Annotated in this window: 25 protein-coding genes; 19 read left to right on the top strand and 6 right to left on the bottom strand. The window is 57.9% G+C overall.

Going from position 1 to position 23,233, the window contains the following annotated elements:
* Positions 1-90: 90 nt before the first annotated feature.
* From cysJ to cysH, 3 genes are read left to right on the top strand one after another with little or no spacing between them, the layout of a single operon-like run.
* A complete protein-coding gene (cysJ, locus tag G7090_RS18645) occupies positions 91-1,896 on the top strand; it encodes an NADPH-dependent assimilatory sulfite reductase flavoprotein subunit (RefSeq protein WP_166183751.1) in 1,806 nt (601 codons plus the stop codon).
* Positions 1,896-3,608: an assimilatory sulfite reductase (NADPH) hemoprotein subunit gene (cysI, locus tag G7090_RS18640; RefSeq protein ID WP_166183748.1), complete on the top strand. Its 1,713-nt coding sequence runs from the start codon at positions 1,896-1,898 to the stop codon at positions 3,606-3,608. The genes cysJ and cysI overlap by 1 nt, the downstream gene beginning before the upstream one ends.
* Before the next feature lie 15 nt (positions 3,609-3,623).
* The gene (gene cysH, locus G7090_RS18635; protein ID WP_166183746.1) at positions 3,624-4,358 is read left to right on the top strand and encodes a phosphoadenosine phosphosulfate reductase; all 735 of its coding nucleotides are present in this window, start codon (positions 3,624-3,626) and stop codon (positions 4,356-4,358) included.
* A gap of 114 nt (positions 4,359-4,472) precedes the next feature.
* Here cysH and G7090_RS18630 read toward each other — a convergent pair whose 3' ends face one another.
* A complete protein-coding gene (locus G7090_RS18630) occupies positions 4,473-5,516 on the bottom strand; it encodes an aminopeptidase (RefSeq protein ID WP_166183743.1) in 1,044 nt (347 codons plus the stop codon).
* Between the two features lie 239 nt (positions 5,517-5,755).
* Between G7090_RS18630 and cysG the strand changes: the two genes are divergently transcribed.
* The 11 genes from cysG to G7090_RS18575 all read left to right on the top strand — a co-directional run bounded on the left by cysG (position 5,756) and on the right by G7090_RS18575 (position 14,553).
* Positions 5,756-7,114 (top strand): siroheme synthase CysG, encoded by a 1,359-nt coding sequence (gene cysG, locus G7090_RS18625; protein ID WP_106994470.1) that lies wholly within the window; start codon positions 5,756-5,758, stop codon positions 7,112-7,114.
* A gap of 9 nt (positions 7,115-7,123) precedes the next feature.
* On the top strand, positions 7,124-8,032 hold the full coding sequence (gene cysD, locus G7090_RS18620; protein WP_106994471.1) for a sulfate adenylyltransferase subunit CysD: 909 nt from the start codon (positions 7,124-7,126) through the stop codon (positions 8,030-8,032).
* A gap of 9 nt (positions 8,033-8,041) precedes the next feature.
* A complete protein-coding gene (cysN, locus tag G7090_RS18615) occupies positions 8,042-9,469 on the top strand; it encodes a sulfate adenylyltransferase subunit CysN (protein WP_106994472.1) in 1,428 nt (475 codons plus the stop codon).
* On the top strand, positions 9,469-10,074 hold the full coding sequence (gene cysC / locus G7090_RS18610; RefSeq protein WP_166183741.1) for an adenylyl-sulfate kinase: 606 nt from the start codon (positions 9,469-9,471) through the stop codon (positions 10,072-10,074). Before cysN ends, cysC begins: the two co-directional genes overlap by 1 nt.
* Positions 10,075-10,131: 57 nt before the next feature.
* Positions 10,132-10,455: a DUF3561 family protein gene (locus G7090_RS18605; protein WP_106994474.1), complete on the top strand. Its 324-nt coding sequence runs from the start codon at positions 10,132-10,134 to the stop codon at positions 10,453-10,455.
* A gap of 167 nt (positions 10,456-10,622) precedes the next feature.
* The gene (gene ftsB / locus G7090_RS18600) at positions 10,623-10,934 is read left to right on the top strand and encodes a cell division protein FtsB (RefSeq protein WP_032613637.1); all 312 of its coding nucleotides are present in this window, start codon (positions 10,623-10,625) and stop codon (positions 10,932-10,934) included.
* A gap of 21 nt (positions 10,935-10,955) precedes the next feature.
* Positions 10,956-11,666 carry a 2-C-methyl-D-erythritol 4-phosphate cytidylyltransferase gene (ispD, locus tag G7090_RS18595; RefSeq protein ID WP_106994475.1) on the top strand — a complete coding sequence of 237 codons (711 nt, stop codon included), beginning with the start codon at positions 10,956-10,958 and terminating at the stop codon, positions 11,664-11,666.
* Positions 11,666-12,145, top strand: a complete 480-nt coding sequence (ispF, locus tag G7090_RS18590; RefSeq protein WP_006811766.1) for a 2-C-methyl-D-erythritol 2,4-cyclodiphosphate synthase — start codon at positions 11,666-11,668, stop codon at positions 12,143-12,145. The genes ispD and ispF overlap by 1 nt, the downstream gene beginning before the upstream one ends.
* Entirely contained in the window at positions 12,142-13,191 is a 1,050-nt protein-coding gene (truD, locus tag G7090_RS18585; protein WP_166183739.1) for a tRNA pseudouridine(13) synthase TruD, read from the top strand. Before ispF ends, truD begins: the two co-directional genes overlap by 4 nt.
* Positions 13,172-13,933: a 5'/3'-nucleotidase SurE gene (gene surE, locus G7090_RS18580; RefSeq protein WP_032613629.1), complete on the top strand. Its 762-nt coding sequence runs from the start codon at positions 13,172-13,174 to the stop codon at positions 13,931-13,933. Before truD ends, surE begins: the two co-directional genes overlap by 20 nt.
* On the top strand, positions 13,927-14,553 hold the full coding sequence (locus G7090_RS18575; protein ID WP_106994478.1) for a protein-L-isoaspartate(D-aspartate) O-methyltransferase: 627 nt from the start codon (positions 13,927-13,929) through the stop codon (positions 14,551-14,553). The genes surE and G7090_RS18575 overlap by 7 nt, the downstream gene beginning before the upstream one ends.
* Positions 14,554-14,581: 28 nt before the next feature.
* Here the strand turns inward: G7090_RS18575 and G7090_RS23840 are convergent, their stop codons facing one another.
* Positions 14,582-14,827: a hypothetical protein gene (locus G7090_RS23840; RefSeq protein WP_242685337.1), complete on the bottom strand. Its 246-nt coding sequence runs from the start codon at positions 14,825-14,827 to the stop codon at positions 14,582-14,584.
* Here G7090_RS23840 and nlpD point away from each other — a divergent pair.
* Positions 14,715-15,794 (top strand): murein hydrolase activator NlpD, encoded by a 1,080-nt coding sequence (nlpD, locus tag G7090_RS18570; RefSeq protein WP_242685389.1) that lies wholly within the window; start codon positions 14,715-14,717, stop codon positions 15,792-15,794. The genes G7090_RS23840 and nlpD overlap by 113 nt on opposite strands.
* Before the next feature lie 60 nt (positions 15,795-15,854).
* Positions 15,855-16,847 (top strand): RNA polymerase sigma factor RpoS, encoded by a 993-nt coding sequence (gene rpoS, locus G7090_RS18565; RefSeq protein WP_032613624.1) that lies wholly within the window; start codon positions 15,855-15,857, stop codon positions 16,845-16,847.
* Between the two features lie 53 nt (positions 16,848-16,900).
* Here the strand turns inward: rpoS and G7090_RS18560 are convergent, their stop codons facing one another.
* A complete protein-coding gene (locus tag G7090_RS18560; protein ID WP_166183737.1) occupies positions 16,901-17,278 on the bottom strand; it encodes a DUF4440 domain-containing protein in 378 nt (125 codons plus the stop codon).
* Positions 17,275-17,691: a MarR family winged helix-turn-helix transcriptional regulator gene (locus G7090_RS18555; RefSeq protein WP_106994481.1), complete on the bottom strand. Its 417-nt coding sequence runs from the start codon at positions 17,689-17,691 to the stop codon at positions 17,275-17,277. The genes G7090_RS18560 and G7090_RS18555 overlap by 4 nt, the downstream gene beginning before the upstream one ends.
* A gap of 172 nt (positions 17,692-17,863) precedes the next feature.
* Here G7090_RS18555 and G7090_RS18550 point away from each other — a divergent pair, with 172 nt between their 5' ends.
* Genes G7090_RS18550 through G7090_RS18540 form a run of 3 tightly spaced genes read left to right on the top strand, consistent with a single transcriptional unit; the run spans position 17,864 to position 20,115 of the window.
* A complete protein-coding gene (locus G7090_RS18550) occupies positions 17,864-18,466 on the top strand; it encodes a non-oxidative hydroxyarylic acid decarboxylases subunit B (RefSeq protein WP_106994482.1) in 603 nt (200 codons plus the stop codon).
* Positions 18,456-19,883: a non-oxidative hydroxyarylic acid decarboxylases subunit C gene (locus G7090_RS18545; RefSeq protein ID WP_166183735.1), complete on the top strand. Its 1,428-nt coding sequence runs from the start codon at positions 18,456-18,458 to the stop codon at positions 19,881-19,883. Before G7090_RS18550 ends, G7090_RS18545 begins: the two co-directional genes overlap by 11 nt.
* A 10-nt stretch (positions 19,884-19,893) precedes the next feature.
* Positions 19,894-20,115 (top strand): non-oxidative hydroxyarylic acid decarboxylases subunit D, encoded by a 222-nt coding sequence (locus tag G7090_RS18540; protein ID WP_014071539.1) that lies wholly within the window; start codon positions 19,894-19,896, stop codon positions 20,113-20,115.
* A gap of 115 nt (positions 20,116-20,230) precedes the next feature.
* Here the strand turns inward: G7090_RS18540 and mutS are convergent, their stop codons facing one another.
* Positions 20,231-22,792 carry a DNA mismatch repair protein MutS gene (gene mutS / locus G7090_RS18535; protein ID WP_166183733.1) on the bottom strand — a complete coding sequence of 854 codons (2,562 nt, stop codon included), beginning with the start codon at positions 22,790-22,792 and terminating at the stop codon, positions 20,231-20,233.
* A gap of 113 nt (positions 22,793-22,905) precedes the next feature.
* Complete coding sequence (locus tag G7090_RS18530; RefSeq protein ID WP_166183731.1) at positions 22,906-23,136, bottom strand: SymE family type I addiction module toxin; 231 nt, start codon at positions 23,134-23,136, stop codon at positions 22,906-22,908.
* Positions 23,137-23,233: the final 97 nt, after the last annotated feature.

Below are 23,233 nucleotides of genomic sequence, written 5' to 3'. Positions count from 1 at the left end.
CTTTAATTGTTATGATCCGCGCCGTTAACCTTACACTCTGTTCTGTCTTTCAGATAAAAATTCAGCTTTGCTACTGGAACATAACGACGCATGACAACACAGGCCCCACCTTCAAATTTGCTTCCCCTGAACCCGGAGCAACTGGCACGCCTGCAGGCAGCCACCACTGATTTTTCACCTACCCAGCTTGCCTGGGTTTCTGGTTATTTCTGGGGAATGCTCAATCAACAGCCGGGTGCTGTGGTGAGTGCACCGGCTGCGGCCGTTGAGATCCCGGCAATTACGCTTATCTCCGCTTCGCAAACCGGCAATGCCCGTCGCGTGGCGGAAGCCCTGCGGGACGATCTGCTGGCGGCCAAACTGAACGTGAACCTGGTGAACGCCGGGGATTATAAATTTAAGCAAATCGCGTCAGAGAAGCTGGTTGTCGTTGTGACCTCTACCCAGGGCGAAGGTGAGCCGCCTGAAGAAGCGGTTGCGCTGCATAAGTTCCTGTTCTCGAAAAAAGCGCCAAAACTGGCGGGCACCGCCTTTGCGGTCTTCGGTCTCGGCGACTCCTCCTACGAATTCTTCTGCCAGTCGGGCAAAGATTTTGACAGCAAGCTGGCCGAACTGGGTGGCGAGCGCCTGCTCGATCGCGTGGATACCGACGTCGAATACCAGGCCGCGGCTGCCGAATGGCGCGCGCGCATTGTTGACGTGCTGAAAGCCCGCGTGCCGAAAGAGACGCCGGCGCAGGCGGCAGTTACTGCCGCTGGCGTGGTAAACGACATTCATACCAGCCCGTACACCAAAGAAGCGCCGCTGACGGCGAGCCTCGCGGTTAATCAGAAAATCACCGGTCGTGATTCTGAGAAAGACGTGCGTCATATTGAAATCGATTTAGGCGACTCCGGCCTGCGCTACCAGCCGGGCGATGCCCTTGGCGTCTGGTATCAGAACGATCCGGCGCTGGTGAAAGAGCTGGTTGAGCTGCTGTGGCTGAAGGGCGATGAAGTGGTGTCGGTAGACGGCAAAACCCTGCCGCTCTCGGAAGCGCTGCAGTGGCATTTCGAGCTGACCGTCAATACCGCCAACATCGTGGAAAACTACGCCACCCTGACCCGCAGCGAATCCCTGCTGCCGCTGGTGGGCGACAAAGCCAAACTGCAACAGTACGCCACCACCACGCCAATTGTGGACATGGTGCGTTTCGCGCCAGCGCAGTTGGATGCTGAAGCGTTAATCGGCCTGCTGCGTCCGCTGACGCCGCGCCTGTACTCTATCGCGTCGGCCCAGGCCGAGGTGGAAAGCGAAGTCCACGTCACCGTGGGCGTGGTGCGTTACGACATCGAAGGTCGCGCCCGTGCCGGTGGTGCCTCCAGCTTCCTGGCAGATCGCGTGGAAGAAGAGGGCGAGGTGCGGGTCTTTATCGAGCACAACGACAACTTCCGTCTGCCGGCCAACCCGGAAACCCCGGTGATCATGATTGGCCCGGGCACCGGCATCGCGCCGTTCCGCGCCTTTATGCAGCAGCGCGCCGCCGATGAAGCGCCGGGCAAAAACTGGCTGTTCTTTGGTAACCCGCACTTCACCGAAGATTTCCTCTACCAGGTAGAGTGGCAGCGCTATGTGAAAGAGGGCGTGCTCTCGCGCATCGATCTGGCCTGGTCCCGCGATCAAAAACAAAAAATATACGTACAAGACAAACTGCGCGAACAGGGCGCAGAGCTGTGGCGCTGGATTAATGATGGTGCCCACATTTATGTCTGCGGCGACGCCAATCGCATGGCGAAAGACGTTGAGCAGGCGTTGCTGGAAGTGATTGCTGAATTCGGTGGCATGGATACTGAATCGGCGGATGAATTTTTAAGTGAGCTGCGCGTCGAGCGCCGTTATCAGCGAGATGTCTACTAATGAGCGAAAAACATCCTGGCCCTCTGGTGGTCGAAGGCAAACTGACTGATGCCGAGCGCATGAAGGTTGATAGTAACTACCTGCGCGGCACCATTGCCGAAGATTTAAATGACGGTCTGACCGGCGGTTTCAACGGCGACAACTTCCTGCTGATCCGTTTCCACGGTATGTACCAGCAGGACGATCGCGATATCCGCGCCGAGCGTGCTGAACAGAAGCTGGAGCCGCGTCACGCGATGCTGCTGCGCTGCCGTCTGCCGGGTGGCATTATCACCACCAAACAGTGGCAGGCGATCGACAAATTCGCCCATGACAACACCATTTATGGCAGCATCCGTCTGACCAACCGTCAGACTTTCCAGTTCCACGGCATTCTGAAGAAGAACGTGAAGCCGGTACACCAGATGCTGCACTCCGTCGGGCTGGACGCGCTGGCGACCGCCAACGACATGAACCGTAACGTGCTCTGTACCTCCAACCCGTACGAGTCCGAGCTGCACGCTGAAGCCTACGAGTGGGCGAAGAAGATCTCCGAACATCTGCTGCCGCGCACCCGCGCCTATGCTGAGATCTGGCTGGATCAGGAGAAGGTTGCGACCACCGACGAAGAGCCGATCCTTGGTCAGACCTATCTGCCGCGTAAGTTTAAAACCACGGTGGTGATCCCGCCGCAGAACGATATCGATCTGCACGCCAACGACATGAACTTCGTGGCGATTGCCGAGAACGGCAAGCTGGTGGGCTTTAACCTGCTGGTGGGCGGTGGTCTGTCGATTGAGCACGGTAACAAGAAAACTTACGCCCGCACCGCGAGCGAGTTCGGTTATCTGCCGCTGGAGCACACCCTGGCGGTGGCCGAAGCGGTGGTGACCACCCAGCGCGACTGGGGTAACCGTACCGATCGTAAAAACGCCAAGACCAAATACACCCTGGAACGCGTCGGCGTAGAGACCTTTAAAGAAGAAGTGGAGCGTCGCGCCGGTATCAAGTTCGAGCCGATCCGTCCGTACGAATTCACCGGTCGCGGCGATCGCATCGGCTGGGTAAAAGGCATCGACAATAAATGGCACCTGACGCTGTTTATTGAGAACGGTCGTATTCTCGATTATCCGGGCCGTCCGCTGAAAACCGGTCTGCTGGAGATCGCAAAGATCCACAAAGGCGAGTTCCGCATTACCGCCAACCAGAACCTGATCGTTGCCGGCGTGCCGGAAAGCGAGAAAGCGAAGATCGAGAAGCTGACGCGGGATCACACGCTGATGGACGCGGTAAAACCGCAGCGTGAAAACTCGATGGCCTGCGTCTCCTTCCCGACCTGTCCGCTGGCGATGGCCGAAGCCGAGCGCTTCCTGCCGTCGTTCACCGACAAAGTGGAAGCGGTGCTGGAAAAACACGGCATTCCTGACGAGCATATCGTGATGCGCGTCACCGGCTGCCCGAACGGCTGTGGCCGTGCGATGCTGGCGGAGCTGGGTCTGGTGGGTAAAGCCCCGGGTCGTTACAACCTGCACCTTGGGGGTAACCGCAGCGGAACGCGCATTCCGCGTATGTATCGCGAGAACATTACGGAACCAGAAATTCTTGACTCCATAGACCTGCTTGTCGGGCGCTGGGCGAAAGAGCGCGAAGCGGGTGAAGGCTTCGGCGACTTTACGGTGCGTGCGGGCATCATTCGTCCAGTGCTCGATCCCGCCCGGGATTTCTGGGAGTAACTACGAGAGGTAATTATGTCCGTACTCGATCTAAACGCCCTTAACGATCTGCCAAAAGTCGAACGTATTCTGGCCCTGGCGGAAACCAACGCCCAGCTGGAAAAGCTCGACGCCGAAGGTCGTGTCGCCTGGGCGCTGGAAAACCTGCCGGGTGAATATGTGCTCTCCTCGAGCTTTGGTATTCAGGCCGCGGTCAGCCTGCATCTGGTGAATAAGATCCGTCCGGACATTCCGGTGATCCTCACCGACACCGGCTACCTGTTCCCGGAAACCTACCAGTTTATTGACGAACTGACGGACAAGCTGCAGCTGAACCTGAAGGTCTACCGTGCCGAACAGAGCGCGGCCTGGCAGGAGGCGCGCTACGGTAAGCTGTGGGAGCAGGGCGTGGAGGGCATTGAGAAATACAATGCCATCAACAAAGTCGAGCCGATGAATCGGGCGCTCTCCGACCTCAACGCCAAAACCTGGTTTGCCGGTTTGCGCCGGGATCAGTCCGGTAGCCGGGCGTCCTTACCGGTGCTGGCGATCCAGCGTGGGGTGTTCAAGGTGCTGCCGATTATCGACTGGGACAACCGAACCGTATACCAGTACCTGCAGCAGCATGGCCTGAAATACCATCCGCTGTGGGACCAGGGCTATCTGTCGGTGGGAGATACTCACACCACCCGCAAATGGGAGCCGGGTATGGCGGAAGAAGAGACCCGTTTCTTCGGCCTCAAGCGCGAGTGCGGATTGCACGAAGGGTGATTGTTATGCCCCTCACCCTAACCCTCTCCCCATAGGGGAGAGGGGATCGCACGGAGCCGTCTTTTCTCCCTCGCCCCAGTGGGGAGAGGGCCGGGGTGAGGGGAGCTAATCCCGCTACACTTTCCCCGCTTTCGCCAGCTCTTTCACCAGCGGCAGCATCACCCGCACCACGTCCCGGCTGCGATGTTCGATCCGCTTTGGCAGCGCCTCGTCAATGTACTGCAGATTATCCAGCCTGACGTTATGCCAGCTCGTCCCCTGCGGGAAAGCTTTTGATTTTGCCCGCTGCTGATACCCGTCTTTCTTACCCAGAGACCAGTTGGTCGCCTCGACATACAGCACCGGGATCCCGGCCTTATCGAACTTCTCACCGTCGTTACAACATCCTGTCCCTTTCGGATAACTGGCGTTGCCGCCCGGATTGGTGCCAGCAACGATACCCTGGGCGCGGGCAATCGCCAGCGCGCGGTCGCGGGTTAATTTGCGCACCGGGGGAGGGGTGGTTTTGCCGCTGTTAAAATAGAGCTTATCCCCGACGATCAGGTTATCGAGGTTGATCACCAGCAGGGTGTTTTTCTTCTCGGCCGCGCTCATACGGTTGAGCACGTTCTCAGCCCCCAGGCGTCCCTCTTCTTCACCGCTGGTGGCGATAAAGCGGATGCTGTACTGGGTTGGAATATTCTTCAGCTGCTCCGCCAGCTCCAGCATCACCCCGACACCGGCGGCATTGTCATCAATGCCCTGCAATGTCAGGCCGCCGAGGTTGTTATCGGCATCGCTGTCGCTCATCGGCGCGTAGGTATCCAGATGCGCCATGATAATAATTTGCTGTGCGGCTTTACCTTCATGAGCTGCAATCACGGTGCTGCCGGTCACGTTGTGCCAGTTTTTGCTCTGATTGCGTGAGGTATAGATATAGCGGCTCTGGAAGGTGCGGATATCGCTCTGGTAGCCCATCTCAGCGAACTGCTGGCGCACATAGTCAGCGGAGAGCATTTCGGCGGGGGTACCGGTCATGCGGCCCGGGAAAAAGGTCGCGATATGACGCGCCTGCGTCGCAGCGATCTCACCCAGAGGGGGCGTTTTAGCCTGAACCGTTCCAGTTAAGCAAACGCCGAGCGCCAGGAGAGCGATACGGTGGCGCATTGCGGAAAACATAGTGAGTCCTTAAAAAATAGAGCAAAATTTTAACGCGCTTAGTATGAAACTGTGACCGTGCTTACACAATTTGAATTGCTCTTAAATGCCCGTAATTACGCGTGTTAAGCACTTTTTGATATTTGCTTTTGCAGGGCGTTATTCCATTGAGTAACTACTCATTCCAATTCGTAATTTCATTCGCTATGAGCAGCCCCCTATAGTCCCACTATTCCTGGTTGTTAGCGAGTTGTAGCATTGTGGATTACCTTCCTTTATTTGCTGACATAAAAGACCGTCCGGTCCTGGTGATCGGCTGCGGTGAAATCGCCGAGCGCAAAATTGCCTTTTTACACCGGGCAGGCGCGCGCGTGCAGGTGGTTGCCGAAGCGGACTTTGATGAAGCGCAAATCGACAATGTGGTGCTGGTCATTGCCGCAACCGAAAACCGCACACTCAACCAGCGCATCTCTGATGCCGCCCACGCCCGTCACCGTCTGGTGAACGTGGTGGACGATCAGCCCCTGTGCTCGTTTATCTTCCCGTCGATTGTCGACCGTTCGCCGCTGGTGGTAGCGATCTCTTCCGGCGGCACCGCACCGGTGCTGGCCCGCGTTCTGCGGGAAAAAATCGAAGCGCTACTGCCAACCAGCCTGGGCCGAATGGCCGAGAAAGCCAGCTTCTGGCGCAACCATCTGAAAACCCGCCTGACCAGCGTGGCGGAACGCCGTCGCTTCTGGGAGCGGGTGTTCCGCGGCCGCTTTGCCAGCCTGATGCAGGCCGGTAATGAGACGGCGGCACAACAAATCCTCGAAGACGAACTGGATAACCCGGGCAGCACCAGCGGGGAGATTATCCTCGTCGGCGCGGGGCCGGGCGATGCCGGACTGCTGACGCTGCGCGGCCTGCAGGTACTCCAGGATGCGGACGTGGTGTTCTATGACCATCTGGTGACCGATGGCATACGCGAATTAATCCGTCGTGATGCCGAGCAGATCTGCGTTGGCAAACGCGCGGGCGGACACGCCGTGCCGCAGCATGAAACCAATCAGATGCTGATTGACGCGGCGAAAGCGGGCAAAACCGTAGTACGTCTCAAAGGGGGCGACCCGTTCATCTTTGGCCGTGGCGGCGAAGAGCTGCAGGCAGCGGCTGAAGCGGGCGTGCCCTTCCAGGTGGTGCCAGGGATCACCGCGGCCTCAGCGGTGACGGCTTATGCGGGTATTCCCCTGACGCACCGGGACTACGCCCAGAGCGTCACCTTTGTCACCGGCCACTACAAGGCCGACAGCACCCCGTTTGACTGGACCCATCTGGCGCAAAGCCGTCAGACGCTGGCGATCTACATGGGCACCATGAAGGCGGCGGAAATCAGTGAACAACTTATTCAACACGGGCGCGATGCAGATACGCCTGTGGCGGTGATATCCCGCGGCACGCGCGTCGATCAGCACGTGGTGACCGGCACATTACAACACCTTGCACACCTTGCGAAAGACGCCCCGATGCCCGCCCTGATTGTGGTGGGTGAAGTGGTGCAGCTGCACAGCACGCTCGCCTGGTTTCAACACACTACCGACACAGAAGGGTTTGGCTCTTCTGTTGTAAATCTGGCTTAAGGAACGGTTATGGATCAAAAACGACTGACTCACCTGCGGCAACTCGAAGCGGAGAGTATTCATATCATCCGCGAAGTGGCCGCTGAGTTCGCTAATCCGGTAATGATGTACTCCATTGGGAAAGACTCCAGCGTGATGCTGCACCTGGCGCGTAAAGCGTTTTATCCAGGCACGCTGCCGTTCCCGCTGCTGCACGTGGATACCGGCTGGAAATTCCGCGAGATGTATGAGTTCCGTGACCGTACCGCCAAAGCCTACGGCTGCGAACTGCTGGTGCATAAAAACCCGGAAGGGGTGGCGATGGGCATCAACCCGTTCGTGCACGGCAGCGGCAAACACACCGACATCATGAAGACCGAAGGGCTGAAGCAGGCGCTGAACAAGTACGGCTTTGACGCCGCCTTCGGTGGTGCCCGTCGCGACGAAGAGAAATCCCGCGCCAAGGAGCGTATCTACTCCTTCCGCGATCGCTTCCATCGCTGGGATCCGAAGAACCAGCGCCCGGAGCTGTGGCACAACTACAACGGCCAGATCAACAAAGGCGAAAGCATCCGCGTCTTCCCACTCTCCAACTGGACCGAGCTGGATATCTGGCAGTACATCTATCTGGAAAATATCGAAATCGTGCCGCTGTACCTGGCGGCTGAACGTCCGGTGCTGGAGCGCGACGGCATGCTGATGATGATTGATGACGATCGTATCGATCTCCAGCCCGGCGAAGTGATCAAAAAGCAGATGGTGCGCTTCCGTACCCTCGGCTGCTGGCCGCTGACCGGCGCGGTGGAATCTAACGCGCAGACGCTGCCAGAGATCATCGAAGAGATGCTGGTGTCGACCACCAGCGAGCGACAAGGGCGCGTGATTGACCGCGACCAGGCAGGCTCCATGGAGCTGAAGAAACGTCAGGGTTATTTCTAAGGAGCCGCCATGAATACCACTATTGCTCAACAGATTGCGGATGAAGGCGGCGTCGAAGCCTACCTGCACGCACAACAGCACAAAAGCCTGCTGCGTTTTCTGACCTGCGGCAGCGTTGATGACGGCAAAAGTACGCTGATTGGCCGTCTGCTGCACGATACCCGTCAGATCTACGAAGATCAGCTCTCTTCCCTGCATAACGACAGCAAACGTCACGGCACCCAGGGCGAGAAGCTCGATCTGGCCCTGCTGGTGGATGGCCTGCAGGCGGAGCGCGAGCAGGGCATCACCATTGACGTGGCCTATCGCTACTTCTCCACCGAGAAGCGCAAATTTATTATCGCCGACACGCCGGGGCACGAGCAGTACACCCGCAACATGGCGACCGGCGCGTCAACCTGCGACCTGGCGATCCTGCTGATCGACGCCCGCAAAGGGGTGCTGGATCAGACCCGTCGTCACAGCTTTATCTCCACGCTGCTGGGGATCAAGCATCTGGTGGTGGCGGTCAACAAGATGGACCTGGTCAACTTCAGCGAAGAGAAGTTTAACGAGATCCGCGAGAGCTACCTGACCTTTGCCGAACAGCTGCCGGGCAACCTCGACATCCGCTTCGTGCCGCTCTCGGCGCTGGAAGGGGACAACGTAGCCTCCCAGAGTGTGAGCATGCCGTGGTACAGCGGCCCGACGCTGCTGGAAGTGCTCGAGACCGTCGAGATCCAGCGCAGCGTTGAGACGCAGCCGATGCGCTTCCCGGTGCAGTACGTTAACCGTCCGAACCTCGATTTCCGCGGCTTCTCCGGCACCCTTGCCTCCGGCAGCGTGCAGGTGGGCCAGCGCGTGAAGGTGCTGCCGTCAGGCGTGGAGTCTGCCATTACCCGCATCGTCACTTTTGATGGCGATCTGCAGGAAGCCGGGGCAGGCGAAGCCGTCACCCTGGTGCTGAAAGACGAAATTGATATCAGCCGGGGCGACCTGCTGGTGGATGCAGAGGAAACGCTGCCTGCGGTGCAAAGCGCCGCTATTGATGTGGTGTGGATGGCGGAGCAGCCGCTGAGCCCGGGCCAGAGCTACGACATTAAAATCGCTGGCAAGAAAACCCGCGCCCGCGTGGACGCCGTTCAGTACCAGGTGGATATCAACAATCTGGCGCAGCACAGCGTCACGGAATTGCCGCTGAACGGCATCGGCCTGGTGGATTTCACCTTCGACGAACCGCTGGTGCTGGATCAATATCAGCAGAACCCGGTGACCGGGGGCTTAATCATTATCGATCGCCTGACCAACGTCACCGTTGGCGCCGGGATGGTCCGCGAGCCTAAAGCGCAGGCGAGCGCGGTGCCGTCAGAGTTCAGCGCCTTTGAGCTGGAGCTGAATGCGCTGGTGCGTAAGCACTTCCCACACTGGGGCGCACGCGATCTGCTGGGAGGCAAGTAATGGCGCAGCATGATGAGAACGTCGTCTGGCATCCTCATCCGGTCACGGTGGCCGATCGCGAACAACTCCACGGTCACCGTGGGGTTGTGCTATGGTTTACCGGGCTCTCGGGCTCCGGTAAATCCACCGTCGCGGGTGCGCTGGAAGAGGCGCTGCATAAAGCGGGTGTCAGCACCTATCTGCTGGATGGCGACAACGTGCGTCACGGGCTGTGCAGCGATCTCGGCTTTAGCGATGCAGATCGCAAAGAGAACATCCGTCGGGTGGGCGAAGTGGCCAGCCTGATGGCCGATGCCGGGCTGGTGGTGTTAACGGCGTTTATTTCGCCGCACCGTGCCGAGCGGCAGTTTGTGCGCGAGCGCGTCGGTCAGAACCGCTTTATCGAAGTCTTTGTTGATACCCCGCTGGCCATCTGCGAGCAGCGCGATCCGAAGGGGCTGTATAAAAAAGCCCGCGCGGGTGAACTGAAGAATTTCACCGGTATTGACGCAGTTTATGAAACTCCTGATGCGCCCGAAATCCATCTGGAAGGTCAACAATTGGTAACAAATTTAGTAAGCCAATTATTAGACCTGCTCAGACAGGGCGATATTATCAGATCCTGAGATGGTATTGATGGGGGTGATTATCCCCATCGATATGTCATGGTCACAGGATCAGCTATGCGAAACAGTGAGAACTACATTATCACCGGGACGGACACAGTATCGGCAAATGACGAGACGACCTGGTCTTTCCCTGGGGCGATCGTCGGCTTCGCCTCATGGCTGATGGCACTGGGCATCCCTTTCCTGTTTTACGGCAGTAACACCCTGTTCTTTTTCCTCTATACCTGGCCTTTCTTCCTGGCGCTGATGCCCGTTGCCGTAGTGGTAGGGATTGCGCTGCACTCTCTGCTCAACGGCAAGCTGCTCTACAGTTCATTCACCACCGTGATGACGGTGGTGGCGATGGTCGGACTGTTATTTTTGTGGCTCATGGGATAAGTTCAGCCATAATTCAAACCGTCACTAACTGTGTCACGTTATTGGCTTGCGCGAATCTGCAAAAAAAATGTGGTACATTTGCCCGCAATGGTGCGGCGTCTCTGTAGCCCCGATGTAGAGTCGGGGGCAAAGTTATGGGATGATGATGCCGTTTTTCAGGGGGCAGGATGGGTAAACTTACGCTGCTGTTGCTGGCACTGCTGGTCTGGCTTCAGTATTCACTGTGGTTCGGTAAGAACGGCCTTCACGATTACAGTCGCGTCAGCGATGACGTGACGGCGCAGCAGGCAACAAACAGCAAACTTAAAGCGCGAAACGATCAGCTGTTTGCGGAAATTGACGATCTCAATGGCGGACAAGAGGCCATTGAAGAGCGCGCACGCAACGAACTCAGCATGACTAAGCCGGGCGAAACCTTTTATCGTCTGGTGCCGGATGCGTCTAAACGCAACCAGGGCTCAGTACAAAACACCCGATAATCAGGCCCAGGATTATTAGCCATGGCAGTCACTTTTTCGAACGTATGCGCCGTTGTGCCAGCCGCCGGGTTTGGCCGGCGCATGCAGACAGAATGTCCCAAGCAGTACCTTTCAATTGGTGATAAAACGATCCTTGAGCACACCGTGGCGGCGCTGCTGGCGAACCCACGCGTGTCGCGGGTCATTATCGCTATCAGCCCGGGCGATGCCCGCTTTGCCGCGTTGCCGCTTGCCGGTCATCCGCAAATCACCGTCGTGGACGGTGGCGCAGAGCGCGCCGATTCGGTGCTGGCGGGTCTTCAGGCCGCCGGTGACGCGCAGTGGGTGCTGGTGCATGACGCGGCGCGGCCGTGCCTGCATCAGGACGACCTGGCGCGGCTGCTGACTATCAGCGAAACCAGTCGCGTCGGCGGCATTCTCGCCACGCCGGTCCGCGATACCATGAAGCGCGGCGAGCCGGGACTTCCGGCCATCGCCCACACGGTGGAGCGCGTTGACCTCTGGCATGCCCTGACGCCGCAATTTTTTCCCCGCGAGCTGCTCCAGGCCTGCTTAACCCGTGCGCTGAACGAAGGCGCAACCATTACCGACGAAGCATCGGCGCTGGAGTACTGCGGTTTTCACCCCGAACTGATTGAAGGGCGCGCAGATAATATAAAAGTGACGCGCCCCGAAGATTTACAGCTGGCAGAATTTTATCTTACCCGTTCGACCCATCAGGAGAAGGCATAATGCGAATTGGACATGGTTTTGACGTACACGCCTTTGGCGGCGAGGGCCCAATTATCATTGGCGGCGTACGCATCCCTTATGAAAAAGGACTGCTCGCGCATTCTGATGGCGATGTTGCTCTGCACGCGTTAACCGACGCGCTGCTGGGTGCGGCGGCGCTGGGCGATATCGGCAAGCTGTTCCCGGACACCGATCCGGCCTTTAAAGGGGCGGACAGCCGCGAACTGCTGCGCGAAGCCTGGCGTCGTATTCAGGCCAAAGGCTACACCCTCGGTAACGTGGATGTGACCATCATTGCCCAGGCACCGAAAATGCTGCCGCATATCCCGCAGATGCGGGTGTTCATTGCCGAAGATCTCGGCTGTCATATGGATGACGTTAACGTCAAAGCCACTACCACCGAAAAGCTCGGCTTTACCGGCCGTGGCGAAGGTATCGCCTGTGAAGCGGTAGCGCTGCTGGTGAAGGCGGCCAAATGACGGATTTCGATAACCTGACGTACCTGCACGGTAAACCGCAGGGCACGGGCCTGCTGAAGGCCAATCCGGAAGATTTCGTGGTGATCGAAGATCTGGGCTTTGAGCCGGACGGCGAGGGCGAGCACATCCTGGTGCGGATCCTGAAAAACGGCTGCAACACCCGTTTTGTCGCCGAGGCGCTGGCTAAGTTCCTGAAAATTCATGCCCGTGAAGTGAGCTTCGCCGGGCAGAAGGATAAACACGCTGTGACCGAGCAGTGGCTCTGTGCCCGGGTGCCGGGTAACGGAATGCCTGATTTAAGCCAGTTCCAGCTTGAAGGCTGCAAGGTGCTGGAATACGCCCGTCACAAGCGCAAACTGCGCCTCGGCGCGTTAAAGGGTAACGCCTTTACCTTGGTGCTGCGCGAGGTGAGCCACCGCGAGGATGTCGAGAAACGGCTTACTGCTATCAACGAGCAGGGCGTGCCGAACTACTTCGGCGCCCAGCGTTTTGGTATTGGCGGCAGTAACTTGCAGGGCGCGCTGCGCTGGGCGCAAAGCAATGCCCCGGTGCGCGATCGCAATAAACGCAGTTTTTGGTTGTCGGCAGCCCGCAGTGCGTTGTTTAATCAAATCGTGAGCGAACGTCTGAAAAAAACAGACGCGAATCAAGTTGTTGTTGGCGATGCGCTACAATTAGCCGGGCGCGGCAGCTGGTTCGTCGCCACTGACGAAGAAATGGGTGATGTGCAGGCGCGCGTCAATGCGAAAACGCTGCTGATCACTGCGGCCCTGCCGGGTACCGGTGAATGGGGCCCGCAGGGCGAGGCGCTACAGGCTGAGCAGGCCGCCGTCGCCGGTGAAACAGAATTATGCGCTCTGCTGGTGCGGGAAAAAGTCGAAGCGGCACGCCGGGCGATGCTGCTCTATCCGCAACAGCTGAGCTGGAACTGGTGGGATGACGTGACCGTCGAGTTACGTTTCTGGCTGCCGGCAGGTAGCTTTGCCACCAGTGTTGTCAGGGAACTTATCAACACTTCGGGTGACTATGCGAATATTGCTGAGTAACGATGACGGGATCCATGCGCCAGGCATTCAGACGCTGGCTAAGGCGCTACGCGAGTTCGCTGAGGTGCAGGTCGTGGCTCCCGATCGTAACCGCAGCGGTGCTTCTAACTCGTTAACCCTCGAGTCATCCCTTCGCACCTTTACGTTCGATAACGGCGATATCGCCGTGCAGATGGGCACCCCGACGGACTGCGTCTTCCTCGGCGTCAATGCGCTGATGCGTCCGCGTCCGGACGTGGTGGTCTCCGGCATCAATGCCGGGCCCAATCTGGGGGATGACGTGATCTACTCCGGCACCGTGGCGGCCGCCATGGAGGGACGCCATCTCGGTTTCCCTGCGCTGGCGGTATCCCTCAACGGCCATCAGCATTACGACACCGCTGCCGCGGTGACCTGCTCCATACTGCGCGCCCTGAGCCGTGAGCCGCTGCGCACCGGGCGGATCCTCAATATCAACGTTCCGGACCTGCCGCTGGATCAGATCAAAGGCATTCGCGTAACGCGCTGCGGCAGCCGACATCCGGCAGATAAGGTGATCCCGCAGGAGGATCCGCGCGGGAATACCCTGTACTGGATTGGCCCGCCGGGTGAAAAGCACGATGCCGGGCCGGATACCGACTTCGCCGCGGTGGACGAGGGGTACGTTTCCGTGACCCCGCTGCATGTAGATTTGACCGCGCATAACGCGCAAGATGTGGTGTCAGGCTGGCTGGATCGTGCCGGAGTGAGCTCCCAATGGTAAGTAAACGTGTACAAGCACTTCTGAATCAATTACGCACTCAGGGTATTGCTGATGAGCATGTGCTCACTGCCATCTCACTGGTACCGCGTGAAAAATTCGTCGATGAGGCGTTTGAGCACAAAGCGTGGGAAAACGTCGCCCTGCCAATAGGGCAGGGGCAGACCATTTCGCAGCCCTATATGGTGGCGCGCATGACCGAGCTGCTGGAGCTGACCCCGGACTCACGGGTGCTGGAGATCGGCACCGGGTCGGGTTACCAGACCGCCATTCTGGCGCATCTGGTACATCACGTCTGCTCGGTTGAACGTATTAAAGGCTTGCAGTGGCAGGCGCGTCGCCGTCTGAAGCAGCTTGATTTGCACAATGTTTCTACCCGTCACGGCGATGGCTGGCAGGGCTGGAAGGCTCGCGGCCCGTTTGATGCCATTATCGTGACGGCCGCACCGCCGGAAATCCCGGCTGCGCTGATGGCGCAACTGGACGATGGCGGGATCCTCGTTTTACCGGTGGGCGATGAACATCAGCTGTTAAAGCGTGTTCGTCGACGGGGCGACGAGTTCATCATCGATACCGTAGAAGCCGTACGTTTTGTGCCTCTGGTAAAAGGAGAGCTGGCCTGAGACTCGGATTTTTCCAGGGTTATTCAGGCTAATTCAGCGTATGGTGTGGCGCAAAAGCGCGTGACATTACGGTTAATTTTAAGTCACTGGTAACTAAAAACATTCCTGGGGGATAAATGAGCGCGGGAAGCCCAAAATTCACCATCAGCCGTGTTGCGGCTCTGTCACTGGTTTCACTGTGGCTGGCAGGTTGTACATCCTCGAATAACGCCCCTGCGCCGGTGAGTTCAGTTGGCGGCAACAGCAGCGGAGCTGGCAATTCATCCGGCGGCATGCTGATCACCCCTCCGTCCAGGATGGGCACGACTACACAACAAACACCTCAGATTCAACCTGTTCAACCCGTGGTTACGCAGCCAACACAGATTCAGCCAGTGGATCAGCCTGTTCAGACGGAAAATGGCCGCATTGTGTATAACCGTAAGTATGGGAACATTCCGAAAGGAAGCTATACCGGCGGCAGCACTTACACCGTAAAACGCGGCGACACTCTCTTCTATATTGCCTGGATCACCGGGAACGATTTCCGTGATTTGGCAGAGCGAAATAACGTTGCGGCCCCGTATGGCCTGAATGTCGGCCAGACGCTGCAGGTTGGTAACGCCACCGGCGCACCATTAACGCCAGGCAATACCGTTTCAGCGGCTGACGTGACGGCGCAAAATAACAGTGTGACGCCTGCGCAAAAATCAAGCACAGTGGTTGCGTCACAACCGACAATTACGTATTCTGAGGACTCAGGTGAACAGAGTGCTAACAAGATGTTGCCGAATAATAGAGGGTCTGCGACTGTCGTCACAGCGCCCGTTACGGCACCTGTGGTTAGCTCTACCGTGCCCGTTGCCAGTAGTCAGACCTCCAGTTCGCCGATCTCTTCGTGGCGCTGGCCGACTGAAGGCAAGGTTATCGAGAACTTCGCTTCCTCCGAGGGGGGAAATAAAGGGGTCGATATCGCAGGAAGTAAGGGACAGGCTATTATCGCGACCGCAGATGGACGCGTTGTATATGCCGGTAACGCTCTGCGCGGTTACGGTAATCTTATTATCATAAAACACAACGATGATTACCTGAGTGCCTACGCCCATAACGATACGATGCTGGTCCGGGAACAACAAGAAGTTAAGGCGGGGCAAAAAATAGCTACCATGGGTAGCACCGGAACCAGTTCTACACGCTTGCATTTTGAAATTCGTTACAAGGGGAAATCCGTAAACCCGCTGCAGTATTTACCGCAGCGATAATTTGGCGGGACATACCACTTCGGTTGTCTCGTTCAGGGATCACGGGTAGGAGCCACCTTTATGAGTCAGAATACGCTGAAAGTTCATGATTTAAATGAAGACGCGGAATTTGATGAGAACGGAGCTGAGGTTTTTGACGAAAAAGCCTTAGTAGAAGAGGAACCCAGTGATAACGATTTAGCTGAAGAAGAGCTGTTATCGCAGGGCGCCACTCAACGTGTGCTGGACGCGACTCAGCTTTACCTTGGAGAGATTGGATACTCTCCACTGTTAACAGCAGAAGAGGAAGTGTACTTTGCGCGTCGGGCATTACGTGGTGATGTAGCCTCACGCCGTCGTATGATTGAAAGTAACCTGCGTCTGGTGGTCAAGATTGCCCGTCGTTACAGCAATCGTGGTCTGGCTCTGCTGGATCTGATTGAAGAGGGCAACCTGGGACTCATCCGCGCGGTAGAGAAATTTGACCCTGAACGTGGGTTCCGTTTCTCAACATACGCGACATGGTGGATTCGACAGACCATCGAACGGGCAATCATGAACCAAACCCGTACGATCCGCCTGCCGATTCACATCGTGAAAGAGCTGAACGTCTATCTGCGTACCGCACGCGAGTTGTCCCATAAACTGGACCACGAGCCAAGCGCGGAAGAGATTGCCGAGCAGCTTGATAAACCGGTTGATGATGTTAGCCGTATGCTGCGTCTCAACGAGCGTATTACCTCTGTCGACACCCCACTGGGTGGCGATTCCGAGAAAGCGCTGCTGGACATCCTGGCCGATGAAAAAGACAACGGCCCGGAAGACACCACGCAGGACGATGATATGAAACAGAGCATCGTCAAATGGCTGTTCGAACTGAACGCCAAACAGCGTGAAGTGCTGGCACGTCGTTTCGGTCTGCTGGGGTATGAAGCTGCAACACTGGAAGATGTCGGTCGTGAAATCGGCCTGACCCGTGAACGTGTTCGTCAGATTCAGGTAGAAGGTCTGCGTCGCCTGCGTGAAATCCTGCAGGGTCAAGGGCTCAATATCGAAGCGCTGTTCCGCGAGTAAGCAACTTTTCGTCAAAAAAAGGCCCGTCGAAAGACGGGCCTTTTTCTTTTGTCTTAAGGCTGCGTGGTTTCGTGCAGCAGACGCCAGGTAATCGTATCGCCTTCCTGATTGAGTACCGCACTGGACCAGCGCACGTTCACCGGCTGAGCGGGGCGGGTTTGTGTCTCGCGATAGTGAAGCACCGCCCCGTTATCCCAGGTCTGCAACGTCGTTAATTCATCAATCACGATCTTCAGGCCCGGACGGCTGCCGCGTTGAGCCTCGAGGAAATTTGCCAGCGCCGGGTGATCCAGATGTGCGCCGCTGGGGGCAATCATCAGGAAGTCCTGGCGAAAACGGGCGAGCAGGGCAGCAAAATCGCCTTCTCCTTGGCCTAACCAGTTTTCTAACGCGACGTGAGCATCAATAATTTCTGTTTCATAGCAGGTCATTCTTTCTCCTTTACCATCATTTTGCGGACCAGCTCCGTAAACTGGTGACGTTCCTCAGGGCTTAAACGCCCCAGAAAAGCCTCATCGACGTCATTCCCCACCGGCTTACAGCTTCCGAGCAGCGCTTCACCTTCGGGGGTTAAGAAAACAAACCGTCGGCGCTTGTCGGCCGGATCGGCTTCGCGCTTCACCAGCCCGCGAGATTCCATGCGGCTCAGCATTTCCGCGAGAGTGGCTTTGGTACTGACAGCAGCTTCGGTCAGCGCCACCTGCTCAATGCCGGGATGTTCAGCGATAGAACGCAGGACCGCATATTGCGGCTTGGTCAGCTCGGGCAAGGCCTGTTGCCAGTGCGCAGTATGCTGCTGAAAAAGCTGACGTAACAGGTGGAACGCTTCTTGTCTCAGTTCCATGAACTCTCCGGCGTAAAAATCACTTCTCTATCATAGCCGTTATCAACCGGGATTTTAACGCGACCGGTTTTAGCATTACGTGTGATCGCATACGAACGATCTTGTCAGCGTACTTCTCCGGGCGTAGGGTAAACAATAAGTTCGTACACGAACAAATTAAATGAGGTACTGAATGAGAGTGATTGTTGGGATGACAGGGGCGACCGGCGCGCCGCTCGGGGTGGCACTGCTGCAGGCGCTGCGCGATATGCCGGAGGTAGAGACCCATCTGGTGATGTCGAAATGGGCCAAAACGACGATAGAGCTGGAAACGCCGTATACCGCTCAGGACGTTGCTGCTCTGGCCGACGTGGTCCACAGCCCGGCGGATCAGGCCGCCACCATATCATCCGGCTCCTTTCGTACCGACGGCATGATCGTTATTCCCTGCAGCATGAAGACGCTGGCGGGGATCCGCGCAGGCTACGCCGACGGGCTGGTGGGGCGTGCCGCCGACGTGGTGCTGAAAGAGGGGCGCAAGCTGGTGCTGGTCCCGCGGGAAACGCCGCTCAGCACTATCCATCTGGAGAACATGCTGGCCCTTTCCCGCATGGGGGTGGCGATGGTGCCGCCCATGCCCGCGTACTACAACCACCCGCAAACCGCCGATGACATTACCCAACACATTGTGACCCGGGTGCTCGACCAGTTTGGTCTGGAGCATACCAAGGCCCGTCGCTGGAAAGGGCTACAGGCGGCCAGAATTTTTTCACAGGAGAATGAACATGGCATTTGATGATTTGAGAAGCTTCCTGCAGGCGCTCGATGAGCAAGGGCAACTGCTGAAAATCACGGAGCAGGTCGACGCGGAGCCGGATCTGGCAGCGGCAGCCAACGCCACCGGGCGCATTGGCGACGGGGCGCCTGCGCTGTGGTTTGACAATATTCGCGGCTTTACCGACGCGCGCGTGACCATGAACACTATCGGCTCCTGGCAGAACCACGCCATCTCGATGGGACTGCCGCCGAATACGCCGGTCAAAAAGCAGATCGACGAGTTTATTCGCCGCTGGGATAAATTCCCGGTAGCGCCGGAGCGCCGCGCCAGTCCGGCATGGGCGGAGAACACCGTCGACGGCGAAGCGATTAACCTGTTCGACATTCTGCCGCTGTTTCGCCTGAACGAGGGTGATGGCGGGTTCTATCTCGATAAAGCCTGCGTGGTCTCCCGGGATCCGCTCGATCCGGATCACTTCGGCAAGCAGAACGTTGGCATCTACCGCATGGAGGTGAAGGGCAAACGCAAACTCGGCCTGCAGCCGGTGCCGATGCACGATATCGCCCTGCATCTGCATAAAGCTGAAGAGCGTGGTCAGGATCTGCCGATTGCGATCACCCTCGGTAACGATCCGATCATCACCCTGATGGGGGCGACGCCGCTGAAATACGATCAGTCGGAATATGAGATGGCGGGTGCGCTGCGGGAAAGCCCGTATCCAATCGCCACCGCACCGCTGACCGGCTTTGACGTGCCCTGGGGGTCGGAGGTGATCCTCGAAGGGGTGATTGAGGGGCGTAAACGCGAAATCGAAGGGCCGTTCGGAGAGTTTACCGGGCACTACTCCGGAGGGCGCAACATGACCGTGGTGCGCATCGACAAAGTCTCGTACCGCACCAAACCGATTTTTGAATCGCTCTATCTCGGCATGCCGTGGACCGAAATCGACTATCTGATGGGGCCGGCAACCTGCGTGCCGCTCTACCAGCAGCTGAAAGCCGAGTTCCCGGAAGTGCAGGCGGTGAATGCGATGTATACCCACGGCCTGCTGGCGATTATCTCCACCAAAAAACGTTACGGCGGCTTTGCCCGTGCCGTTGGCCTTCGGGCAATGACGACGCCGCACGGTCTGGGTTACGTGAAGATGGTGATTATGGTGGATGAGGATGTCGACCCGTTCAACCTGCCGCAGGTGATGTGGGCGTTGTCGTCGAAAGTGAACGCGGCGGGGGATCTGGTGCAGCTGCCAAATATGTCGGTGCTGGAGCTGGATCCGGGTTCAAGCCCGGCGGGGATCACCGACAAACTGATTATCGATGCCACCACGCCAGTGGCCCCGGATCTCCGCGGTCATTACAGCCAGCCGGTACAGGATCTGCCTGAAACCAAAGCCTGGGCTGAAAAACTGACCGCGATGCTGGCCGCACGTAAATAAGGAGGGGAACATGATTTGTCCACGTTGTGCCGATGAACATATTGAGGTGATGGCGACGTCGCCGGTGAAAGATGTCTGGACGGTCTACCAGTGCCAGCACTGCCTGTATACCTGGCGAGATACCGAGCCGCTGCGCCGCACCAGCCGGGAGCACTATCCTGAAGCGTTTCGCATGACGCAGAAAGATATCGACGATGCCCCGCAGGTACCGACCATTCCACCGCTGCTGTAAAAAAAGCCGGGTGGCGAGGTAAAAGCAAAACGGCAACCTTCAGGTTGCCGTTTTTAATATTTGCACCCTCTCCCTTTGGGAGAGGGCAGGGGTGAGGGGAACAGAACGCACCGATCTACACCAGATTCTTCAACCGATAGATCCACTCCAGCGCCTGACGTGGCGACAGAGAATCCGGGTCGAGGTTCTCCAGCGCTTCCAGTGCCGGGGAGGTCTCTTCGGCTGGCGCCAGCAACGACATCTGCGTCCCGTCAACCTGGGTCGCCGCCGCGTTTGGCGCCAGGCTTTCCAGCTCACGTAGTTTCTGACGCGCGCGCTTGATTACCTCTTTCGGCACCCCCGCCAGCGCCGCCACGGCCAATCCGTAGCTTTTGCTCGCCGCGCCATCCTGCACGCTGTGCATAAAGGCGATAGTGTCCCCGTGCTCCAGCGCATCCAGATGTACGTTCGCTACGCCTTCCATCTTCTCCGGCAACTGGGTCAGCTCGAAGTAGTGGGTGGCAAACAGGGTCATGGCTTTGATTTTATTGGCCAGGCTTTCGGCACAGGCCCACGCCAGCGAGAGCCCGTCATAGGTCGAGGTCCCGCGGCCAATCTCATCCATCAGCACCAGGCTGTACTCGGTGGCGTTGTGCAGAATGTTGGCGGTTTCGGTCATCTCTACCATAAAGGTCGAACGACCGCTCGCCAGATCGTCCGCCGCACCCACGCGGGTAAAGATGCGATCGACAGGGCCGATCTCCACCTTTTGCGCCGGAACGTAGCTGCCGATATAGGCCAGCAGGGCAATCAGCGCCGTCTGGCGCATATAGGTACTTTTACCGCCCATGTTCGGTCCGGTAATGATCAGCATTCGCCGCTGCGGCGACAGGTTCAGCGGGTTAGCGATGAACGGCTCGTTCAGCACCTGCTCCACCACCGGGTGACGGCCTTCAGTAATACGTACCCCGGGTTTATCGCTAAAGGTCGGGCAGCAGTAGTTCAGGGTCTCAGCACGTTCCGCCAGGTTAACCAGCACATCCAGCTCGGCCAGGGCGGAGGCGCTCTGCTGCAGATCCCCCAGGTGCGGCATCAGCATATCGAACAGGGCGTCATACAGCTGTTTTTCCAGCGCCAGGGCTTTGCCTTTCGAGGTAAGTACTTTGTCTTCGTACTCTTTCAGCTCAGGAATAATGTAACGCTCGGCGTTTTTCAGCGTCTGGCGGCGCACGTAATGGATAGGTGCCAGGTGACTCTGCCCGCGGCTGATCTGAATAAAATAGCCGTGTACGGCGTTGTAACCGACCTTCAGGGTGTCCAGCCCGAGCCGCTCGCGTTCGCGGATCTCCAGCTTATCGAGATAGTCCGTTGCGCCGTCGGCCAAGGCGCGCCACTCGTCCAGCTCTTCATTGTAGCCCGGGGCGATAACGCCGCCGTCACGCACCAGCACCGGCGGCGTTTCAATGATGGCCTTTTCCAACAGCTCGCGCAGTTCGCTGAATTCGCCCATCGCCTCGCGCAGCTTCTGCACCGGCGCGCTGTCGATCTCTGCCAGCTGGCTGCGCAGTTCTGGCAGCTGCTGGAACGCGTGACGCATCCGGGCTAAGTCGCGTGGTCGCGCGGTACGCAGCGCCAGACGCGCCAGAATACGCTCCAGATCGCCTACCTGGCGTAACACCGGCTGCAGGTCGCTGTATCTCTCCTGCAGGGCGCCAATGGTCTGCTGGCGGCCGGTGAGGGTGGCGATGTCGCGTACCGGCATATGCAGCCAGCGTTTCAGCATCCGGCTACCCATCGGGGTGACGGTGCTGTCGAGCACCGAGGCGAGGGTGTTTTCCACGCCCCCGGCCAGGTTCTGGGTGATCTCCAGATTGCGACGGGTAGCGGCATCCATAATGATGCTGTCCTGCTGGCGCTCAATGGTAATGGAGCGGATATGCGGCAGGGCGGTGCGCTGGGTATCTTTCACATACTGCAGCAAACAGCCCGCGGCGCACAGACCGCGCGGGGCGTTTTCCACGCCGAAGCCGGTCAGATCCCGGGTGCCAAACTGCAGGTTAAGCTGCTGGCGCGCGGTGTCGATCTCAAACTCCCACAGCGGACGGCGACGCAGACCGCGACGGCCTTCAAGCAGCCCCATCCCGGCAAAATCTTCGGCGTACAGCAGCTCCGCCGGATTGGTGCGCTGCAGCTCGGCGGCCATGGTTTCCTGGTCGGCCGGTTCGCTCAGGCGAAAACGCCCGGAGCTGATATCCAGGGTGGCATAGCCGAAACCTTTGCTGTCCTGCCAGATGGCGGCGAGCAGGTTATCCTGGCGCTCCTGCAGCAGCGCTTCATCGCTGATGGTGCCGGGGGTGACGATGCGTACTACTTTGCGCTCAACCGGGCCTTTCGAGGTGGCCGGATCGCCAATCTGTTCGCAGATGGCGACCGATTCCCCCTGATTGACCAGCTTCGCCAGGTAGTTCTCTACCGCGTGGTGCGGGATCCCGGCCATCGGGATCGGTTCCCCGGCAGAGGCACCGCGTTTGGTCAGCGAGATGTCGAGCAGCTGTGAGGCGCGTTTCGCATCGTCATAAAACAGCTCGTAAAAGTCGCCCATCCGATAAAACAGCAGGATCTCCGGATGCTGAGCTTTCAGCTTCAGGTACTGCTGCATCATGGGGGTGTGCGCGTCGAAATTGTCAGTAGTGGTCATGGAGTGATGATGTCCATTTCTTTGAAAATAGTGCTGTTCAGGCGACATTAGGGTCGTGTAATGGCGCTATTGTCGCATGAAAAAAAGAGCCGGCGCAGCAAAATGTCGCGACTTTACGAGGCCTCTTCCGCAATCAGCTCAATCACTAATTTTCCCTGTTCCACCAGCACCCGCACCCGGGAATGGGTTTTAAAACCGGCCTCTTCCAGCCAGTCGCCTTTTAAGCTCAGCGCAGCATGTACGCTGTAGCGCGTCGGGATTTTGGTCTTGCGATCCTCGTGGCGTTTTCTGAAATAGCCCACGGTGAGATGGCGGCTGGGTCTGGAGATGCATATATCCGACATAGAAACTCCTTGTTCGCAGGGAAGGATCCGGTGAAACAAACACCTGTATAAAATGTCAGTAAAATGAGGCGAAGACAAACGTATAACTGCGAAGCGC

It is taken from the genome of Leclercia sp. 29361 (assembly GCF_011290365.1).
Taxonomy (GTDB): Bacteria; Pseudomonadota; Gammaproteobacteria; order Enterobacterales; family Enterobacteriaceae; genus Enterobacter; species Enterobacter tamurae.
The sequence above is the reverse complement of the archived record's forward strand: the minus strand, read 5'-3'. Positions and strand labels throughout refer to the sequence as shown.